This is a genomic window from Pseudoalteromonas sp. TB51 (genome assembly GCF_000498055.1).
GTDB classification, from domain to species: Bacteria; Pseudomonadota; Gammaproteobacteria; order Enterobacterales; family Alteromonadaceae; genus Pseudoalteromonas; species Pseudoalteromonas atlantica.
Genome location: NZ_AUTO01000006.1, coordinates 1 through 7075 on the forward strand (window position 1 = coordinate 1; position 7075 = coordinate 7075).

Below are 7075 nucleotides of genomic sequence, written 5' to 3' on the forward strand. Positions count from 1 at the left end.
AAGCCATTAAACCGGTTTATGGCTAAATCAATAGTGCCTTTTTCCATATCTTGCAGGTTTACATCGCTTGGACTCAGTACATCAAAATTAACCCGCGGGTTTTTAGTTAACTGCTCAGTAATAAAGGGGGCAATTAAAGTCGACTCCATGTAGTCGTTTGCCATTATTCTAAAAGTCACCTCTGCCGTTGCTGGGTTAAATTGCTCACTGGGCTGAGTAATCGCCTCTGCCATTTTTAAAAGAGACTCTATTTCAGGCTTTAAGCTAAGTGCTTTGCTGGTGGGGGTCATAGAGCCTGCGGCACGCACAAGTAGTGGGTCGTCAAATAAATCACGTAATCGTTTAAGTGCGTTACTCATGGCAGGTTGTGTTAGTGCGAGTTTATTAGCCGCTTTTGAAACACTTTTTTCATCAATGAGCACATTTAAGTACACTAATAAGTTGAGATCGACGTTACGTATATTCATATGATCAATTTTATTTATATGCTTTATTAATTACCTAAATTAAAGCCTGCTTGCTAAGGTGTAAACAATTAATAAAAAATAACCGCTATAAGTGGTAAAAATAAAAGTGTTGTAACCATGTCAAAATCGTTAACTAATCAAACCAATAATGCGCTACAGCAAGTTATTGCTACTAAGTTGGCCCGCGCTGTTTTTGCAGGCTTTGAAGCAATGTTTGCGCAGTTTTTAAATATTACGCTAGGTGCGCAAAGTCGGTTTGAACAACAAAAATATCACGATGTGCAAACTGCCATGCGCGAACGCTTACAAGTGTACGAACGGGAAGTAAAAAATGTCAGTGAAGCTGTGAGAGTTATTGCTTACGCTGAACTGACTTGTCCGCAAACTTGGCAGCTAGCTAAAAATATATACGGCGATATGGTGCAAAATCATGAAAACAAACCCATAGCGCATACCTTTTTTAATTCTACCTTTGGTGCAATTTGGGACGATAAAAAAATTCGAACCGTACATTTGTTTGTATTAAAAGCAAAATACAGAAGCGAGCCGCGTTCGTGTGAAAATTTAGTAAGGAGAATATCGTTTAAAGATGGGTTTAACCACGCTGTAAAAACGCTCATTACCCGCCAAGCATTTAGAGTGCCTTTTAGTCAATTAAATGCCGATTTACAGGCATTGCAAACAACGTTAATGGCCGGTGCAAAGCAGCAATGTAAACAAGTGTATGAGCTTATAAATTTAAACGACGGGTTTATAGAATACGCAAATTCATTATTTTTTAGAAACAAAGCCTGCTACTTAATAGGGCGCTGTATCGCTAAAAATGGCGATAATATGCCTTTTGCTATCGCCATATTAAATACTAATAAAGGGTTAAAGCTTGATGCCGTAATGATGGGCGCCGATCAGTTAAGTTTATTGTTTGGTTTTGCTCGTACCTATTTTATGGTTGATACCGACCAACCCGCGCGTTACGTAGATTACTTAAGCGTGCTGATGCCTCATAAAAAGCGCTTTGAGTTATTTAACGCCATTGGCTTTATTAAGCACGCTAAAACAGAGTTTTATCGTTACAAAGTTGATACCACTAAAAATAGCCCTACTAATTTTAAATACGTGACAGCCCCAGGTACTCCCGGCATGGTTATGCTGGTATTTACCATTGAAGGGCTAGACTACGTTTATAAAGTAATAAAAGATAAATTTAGTGCACCAAAAACAGCCACCAAAGCGCAAGTAAAAGCCAAGTACAACTTTGTAAAGCAAGCCGACCGCGTAGGGCGCTTAGTAGATACACACGAATTTAGGTATTTAGCGTTCGACCTCAGCCGCTTTAGCGACGAGTTACTTAAGCAAATGAAGGCACAAATTGGCAGCAGCATGGTTATATCGGGTAAGGCGCTTATTTTAAAGCATGTGTATGTTGAGCGAAAAATGACGCCGCTTAATTTATACATTAATCACTGCTCTAACAAAGCATTACAACAGGTTATGACCGATTACGGTAAAGCGATTAAAGACTTAGCCGGCGCAAATATATTCCCAGGCGATATGCTAATGAAAAACTTTGGCGTAACCCGTTGGGGGCGCGTTGTTTTTTACGACTTTGATGAAATTTGCCCATTGACTGATTGCCACTTTAGAGATGTACCTAGCGCACAAAACGACCTAGAGGAGCTAAGCGCCAACAGTTATTTTGATATAGCAGAAAACGATATTTTCCCCAGTCAGTTTAAGGTGTTTTTTAGCGCAAACGAAACGGCATTTAACTATTTTAACTGCGAACATAACGATCTGTTTTTAGCTGATTTTTGGCAAGCTTGCCAACAACAAATTAAATCAGGCTTTTTACCTGACGTATACCCGTATAAACAAAGCTGGCGGTTTAAATAAAAATAACTAACCCCATGTCTAGCTAGGGCCTGTTTATCTTTCGAGGTTAAATTTGCAGCCGTCTGTTTGGTAATTAGGCAAGGCAGAGCCTATGTAGTGTGGTTGTTCCCCATAAATAGGCGATAACGTAGCATAAATGCTAAACAGGCGCTGCCCGAAGGGTTTCTGCCTAGGGGCCATTTACTCTTTGTTGCCTACATGGATGTAGGTAAGGGGCGTGAGCAGGACGCGGAAGCTTTGCTCGGTTTTTACTTAGCCTACTAGGTTACAAACCTCGCGCCGCGATTAAATGGCCCCTAGATTGAACAAATTTTAATCCTGAAAGGTTAACAGGCCCTAATTAAAAGGCTAAATACGGAGCATTAATGAAATATATTTCTCATGAGGGTGGCACCCTTGCATTTAGTGAAACCGATAAACCGGTTTTAAAAAGCCACGAAGTGCTAGTAAAAGTGTCTGCTATAGGTGTAAATCGCGCTGATTGCATGCAGCGCCAAGGTAAATACCCTGCGCCAGCTGGGGATAGCCCCATTTTAGGTTTAGAGTGCGCAGGCACAGTGGTTGAGCTTGGTTTTGATGTTGATAAAAGCTGGCTTAATAAACGTATTTTTAGCTTGTGCGCAGGCGGGGCTTACAGCGAATACGTTGCCATAGATGCTAAACAATTAATGGTATTGCCAGATGATTTAACCATGGTTGAAGGTGCAGCTATTAGCGAAGTGTACCTAACAGCATTTGGTGCGCTTTTTGAACTTGGTAAATTACAACAAGGTCAAACAGCGCTTATTCATGCAGGGGCAAGTGGTGTAGGCGGTGCGGCTATTCAAATGGCTAAAAGTGCAGGTGCAACGGTGGTTATTACTGCCGGCTCAGATGAAAAATGCAAGCATGCAAAAGCCCTTGGCGCCGATCATGCCATTAACTACAAAACAACTGATTTTGTAGAATATATGCAAGCAAATGAGCTTTCAGCAAATGCAATTGTAGATCCTGTTTCGGGCAGTTATTTAAATAAAAATGCGGCTATTGCTGCCATGGATTGCCAAATTATTATGCTCGCTTTTTTAGATGGGCGTTTTGCTGAGGTTGATTTTGCAGCGCTATTACGCAAACGTATTTCGTTTCATGCATCAACACTTAGAAACCGTAGCATTGAGTTTAAACGCCAATTACGCGATGACTTAGTTGCGCGTTTTTACAATGATATTGCTACTAAAAAGTACGACTTTAACGTGTATAAAACACTACCGTGGAGCGATGCAAACGAAGCGCATGCTATTTTAGAGCGTAATGAAAATGCCGGTAAAGTGGTATTACTTGTAGAATAACCACCCAATGTAACACTGAGGCGTGTGTTGGCGTTGTTAATGCATGGCTCAGCTAATATAATTTAGTAAATATAAAATACGTACAAAACACACAAGGTTAAAAATGAACCCAATACTAGCAATACTTAAAGAGCACAATGTAAGCGACGAAAAAGTAAAAGCATTGTTCGAAGCCTTTACACAAAACCCAATGATGGCAATGGCATTAGTACAAGAGCTTGGTATTCCGCCTGAAAAACTACAGCAGTTAATGGCCGTGGTGATGACTCAGCCGCACTTAATTAAAGAAGCCACCGACGAACTAGGCCTAGACTTTGAAAAAGTAAAAGAAGCGAAAGACAAGCTAAACCAGCAATAAGCTTCACAAATTACTCCTTACCAAGGCATAAGCCTTGGTAATTCTACCTAAAATCACCACACTTTTTGTTACATTATTCATTGAACTGCTTGGTATTAAGCTAGTCATACTATTACTTATGATAGGTAGGGACTAGGTATGAAGCCACTTTATAAATTTTGGAAAAATAACCGTTCGTTAATTTTATTTATTGCGCTGATGAGCGTGTTTAGAAGCGCAGTTGCCGATTGGTATGAAGTACCGACAGGCTCGATGAAACCCACCATATTAGAAGGCGACAGAATCTTAACCGATAAAATGGCTTATGATATACGCATCCCTTTTACACATATTCCTTTAGTTAAATTAGCCGACCCACAAACAGGCGATATTATTGTATTTGACTCACAAGCTGCTGATAACCGGTTAATTAAACGCGTAATTGGTGTGCCAGGCGATACGGTAGCGCTTTATAACAACGAGCTAGAAATTAATGGCGTTAAACTTAAATACAATAACTTGCAAAGCAATATTGATTCTTTAGATAAAATAGAAGATTTAAATGGCCACAAACACACGATTCGAGTTGCGCATACGCCTTCGCAGCTATCGGGTTTTAATAAGATAACTATTCCTGAAGATTATTATTTAGCAATGGGTGATAACCGCGATCACAGTGCTGACTCGCGTGTTATTGGTTTGATCCCTCGCAGCGAACTACTTGGCAAAGCAGAGCGCATTATTGTGTCGCTTGATTACGACGATTATTACTTACCTCGTAAAAACCGCTTTTTAAAACCCTTACTTTAAGGCGGTTTTGGGCGCTAACCACACGCCCGATTTTAATCGCTTAGCTCTACAATTTTTTGCGCAATATTATAAAGCGAGCAGTGCGAGTCCATTGCTTGCTTTTGCAACTTTTTATGAGCTTGCTCTTCGCTAAGGCTTAGCTGCTCTATTAAAATATACTTTGCCTGATGTATTATTTTTTGTTCTGTTATTACCCGTTTAGCATCAACTAAAGCCTGATTTATTTGCTTAATATGTTGGCTTTGCTCCATGATTAGGTCGTACATGCTTTTATTACTATTGAGTTTATTAGCAGCGGTATTTTGGGGGGTATTTTGTTTAAACGCGAGTTGCCCGTCGGTCATTGGCATGTATTGTTCTTCAAGGCTGCTTATAACTTGTTTATTTGAATTTAAAGTGCGCTGAGCCTGAGCAATTTGCATTGCTGCAGAGTCAATAAGGTAGTCGCTGAGGTTTTGCTCAATTTTGTGCATAATATCGATACGCGTTGTTGTTACCTCGTACCACACCTCACTAAGCTGAGAAAGCGGCTGCGCATTTTCGTCATCTAAATTTTGTAAAAGCCCGCGTAGCTGATCCACTTGCTTATTTACGGGGTGATCAGTTAACGAGCGATAGCATTTTAATACGTGTTCGTCGGCGTATTCGTTAAAAAACGTAAAGCTGTGATGCTGTTGTTGAACAAAATGAGCAAGCTGTTGTTTTTGCTCCACGGTAAACTTACTTGATGCAAACGCTTGCGCGCCACAGGCACGTTCTTGTCCGGCGTATTCTTTACCTTGCATAAAATTAAAATAAGCCACTAGCAATCGTGTAACGCGCGGGTCGCTTGCGCCATCGGCGGCTTCTAAAATTATATTTAGCAAACACGAAATAAGCTGCGTATACGATTGAGTTGCATGCACTGGGGTAATTTTTTGATTTGCTATTTGTTGTCGCAGCTCTGGCAGCGCCTCTAACGATTGCAAACTATGGGTAATTAAATTGTACAAACGGGTGTGGCCCGTGTCGGCGTTATCGGTAATAAAGGTCGTTTTAATTGAGTGGTAAAACTGCGTTTGGGTTTGCTCTGTTAAGCTAATTTGTTGTTTTAACTGCGAGGCAAAACGTTTGCGATTAGAGGCTAAATAAATATTGCTCATGCCGCGCTCTTTTTGTAACTGATGTATAAAATCGCCCAGTTTAGTAAGCGATGCACAGCTTTTTTGAAGCTGTTTTAAGGCATGAATCTCTTGGTATTTTGCTGCTAATAAAAACTGTTTTGTGAGAGGATTGCTCGATAACATAGGACTTGTTCCACACTTTTTTGTATATAAAGTGCAACCACTGTTCCAATCATTTAAAAAATTTTTGATTGAATTTAAAATTAAATTAAAACAGCCGCTTAAAGCCATACTTGTTATTTGTTCCCATTTTAACTTATCTGTCCTTATTACAGGAATAAACCTTTTTGGTGCAAAAATAGTTGTTTTTGCACTCGATTGCGCCCTTCATGAACGAGGGGAAAAAAGTGTTTACTCTGTAAACTGCACAGAGCAAACACCAGAGGGGGAATTTATACGTTGCTACATTGCAGCAACGCTGGGCTGATAGCCATTTGATGATTTATTACCTCGCCAACCATAATTAGCGTAGGGCCCGTTAATGTGTGCACCGCACTCTCGCTAGTAATTTTCTCAAGCGTGCTGGTTATTATTTTTTGCTGGTTGGTGGTGGCATTTTCTATCAATGCGATAGGGGTTGTTTTAGGCCAGCCAACCGATTGCAAACCAGTACTTAATGCGTTTAAACGTCCTAAACCCATATAGACGACTAGCGTGGGGTTGTTAGAGCCTTGTACATAGGTGTAGTTGTGCCAATTAGGGAGTTTATTAGGATCGGCAAATTGCGCCGTTAAAAATGTAACACTTCGGGCCACATCGCGAGCAGTAAGCGGTATGCCGGTATAAGCCGAGGCTGCACACGCGGTGGTAACGCCCGGGACAATAGCAAAATTAATATTATGCTCTGATAGGGCGTTGGCTTCTTCATTAATACGCGCAAAAATACTCGGGTCGCCACCTTTTAAACGAACAACTTTAAACCCTTGTTGTGCGTATTTTACTAATAGGTCACTAATGGCAGCTTGTGGCATAGAGTGTTTACCTGCGCGTTTACCTACATACACTCGCTGCGCATGTTTAGGCAGTGTATTTAAAAGCGCTTCACTAACTAGGCTGTCGTACAATACCACTTCGGCT

Annotated in this window: 7 protein-coding genes; 4 read left to right on the forward strand and 3 right to left on the reverse strand. The window is 40.6% G+C overall.

Annotation, left to right across the window (positions count from 1 at the left end; genetic code table 11):
- On the reverse strand, positions 1–467 hold a 467-nt coding region (locus L650_RS0100190), incomplete at its 3' end, for a LysR family transcriptional regulator (protein ID WP_029771674.1).
- A 117-nt stretch (positions 468–584) separates the two neighbouring features.
- Here L650_RS0100190 and aceK point away from each other — a divergent pair.
- From aceK to lepB, 4 genes are all read left to right on the forward strand, one after another.
- Positions 585–2360 (forward strand): bifunctional isocitrate dehydrogenase kinase/phosphatase, encoded by a 1776-nt coding sequence (gene aceK / locus L650_RS0100195; protein WP_029771676.1) that lies wholly within the window; start codon positions 585–587, stop codon positions 2358–2360.
- Positions 2361–2725: 365 nt separating this feature from the next.
- Positions 2726–3688 (forward strand): zinc-binding dehydrogenase, encoded by a 963-nt coding sequence (locus L650_RS0100200; protein WP_029771677.1) that lies wholly within the window; start codon positions 2726–2728, stop codon positions 3686–3688.
- 103 nt (positions 3689–3791) lie between these two features.
- Positions 3792–4046, forward strand: coding sequence for a DUF2999 family protein (locus tag L650_RS0100205; protein WP_004586776.1), 255 nt, complete (start codon positions 3792–3794; stop codon positions 4044–4046).
- Positions 4047–4184: 138 nt separating this feature from the next.
- On the forward strand, positions 4185–4835 hold the full coding sequence (lepB, locus tag L650_RS0100210; protein WP_004586775.1) for a signal peptidase I: 651 nt from the start codon (positions 4185–4187) through the stop codon (positions 4833–4835).
- A gap of 32 nt (positions 4836–4867) precedes the next feature.
- Here the strand turns inward: lepB and L650_RS0100215 are convergent, their stop codons facing one another.
- Positions 4868–6121 (reverse strand): nitrate regulatory protein, encoded by a 1254-nt coding sequence (locus L650_RS0100215; RefSeq protein ID WP_029771678.1) that lies wholly within the window; start codon positions 6119–6121, stop codon positions 4868–4870.
- 269 nt (positions 6122–6390) lie between these two features.
- The coding region (gene cobA / locus L650_RS0100225) for a uroporphyrinogen-III C-methyltransferase (protein WP_085065385.1) at positions 6391–7075 on the reverse strand (685 nt) is incomplete at its 5' end.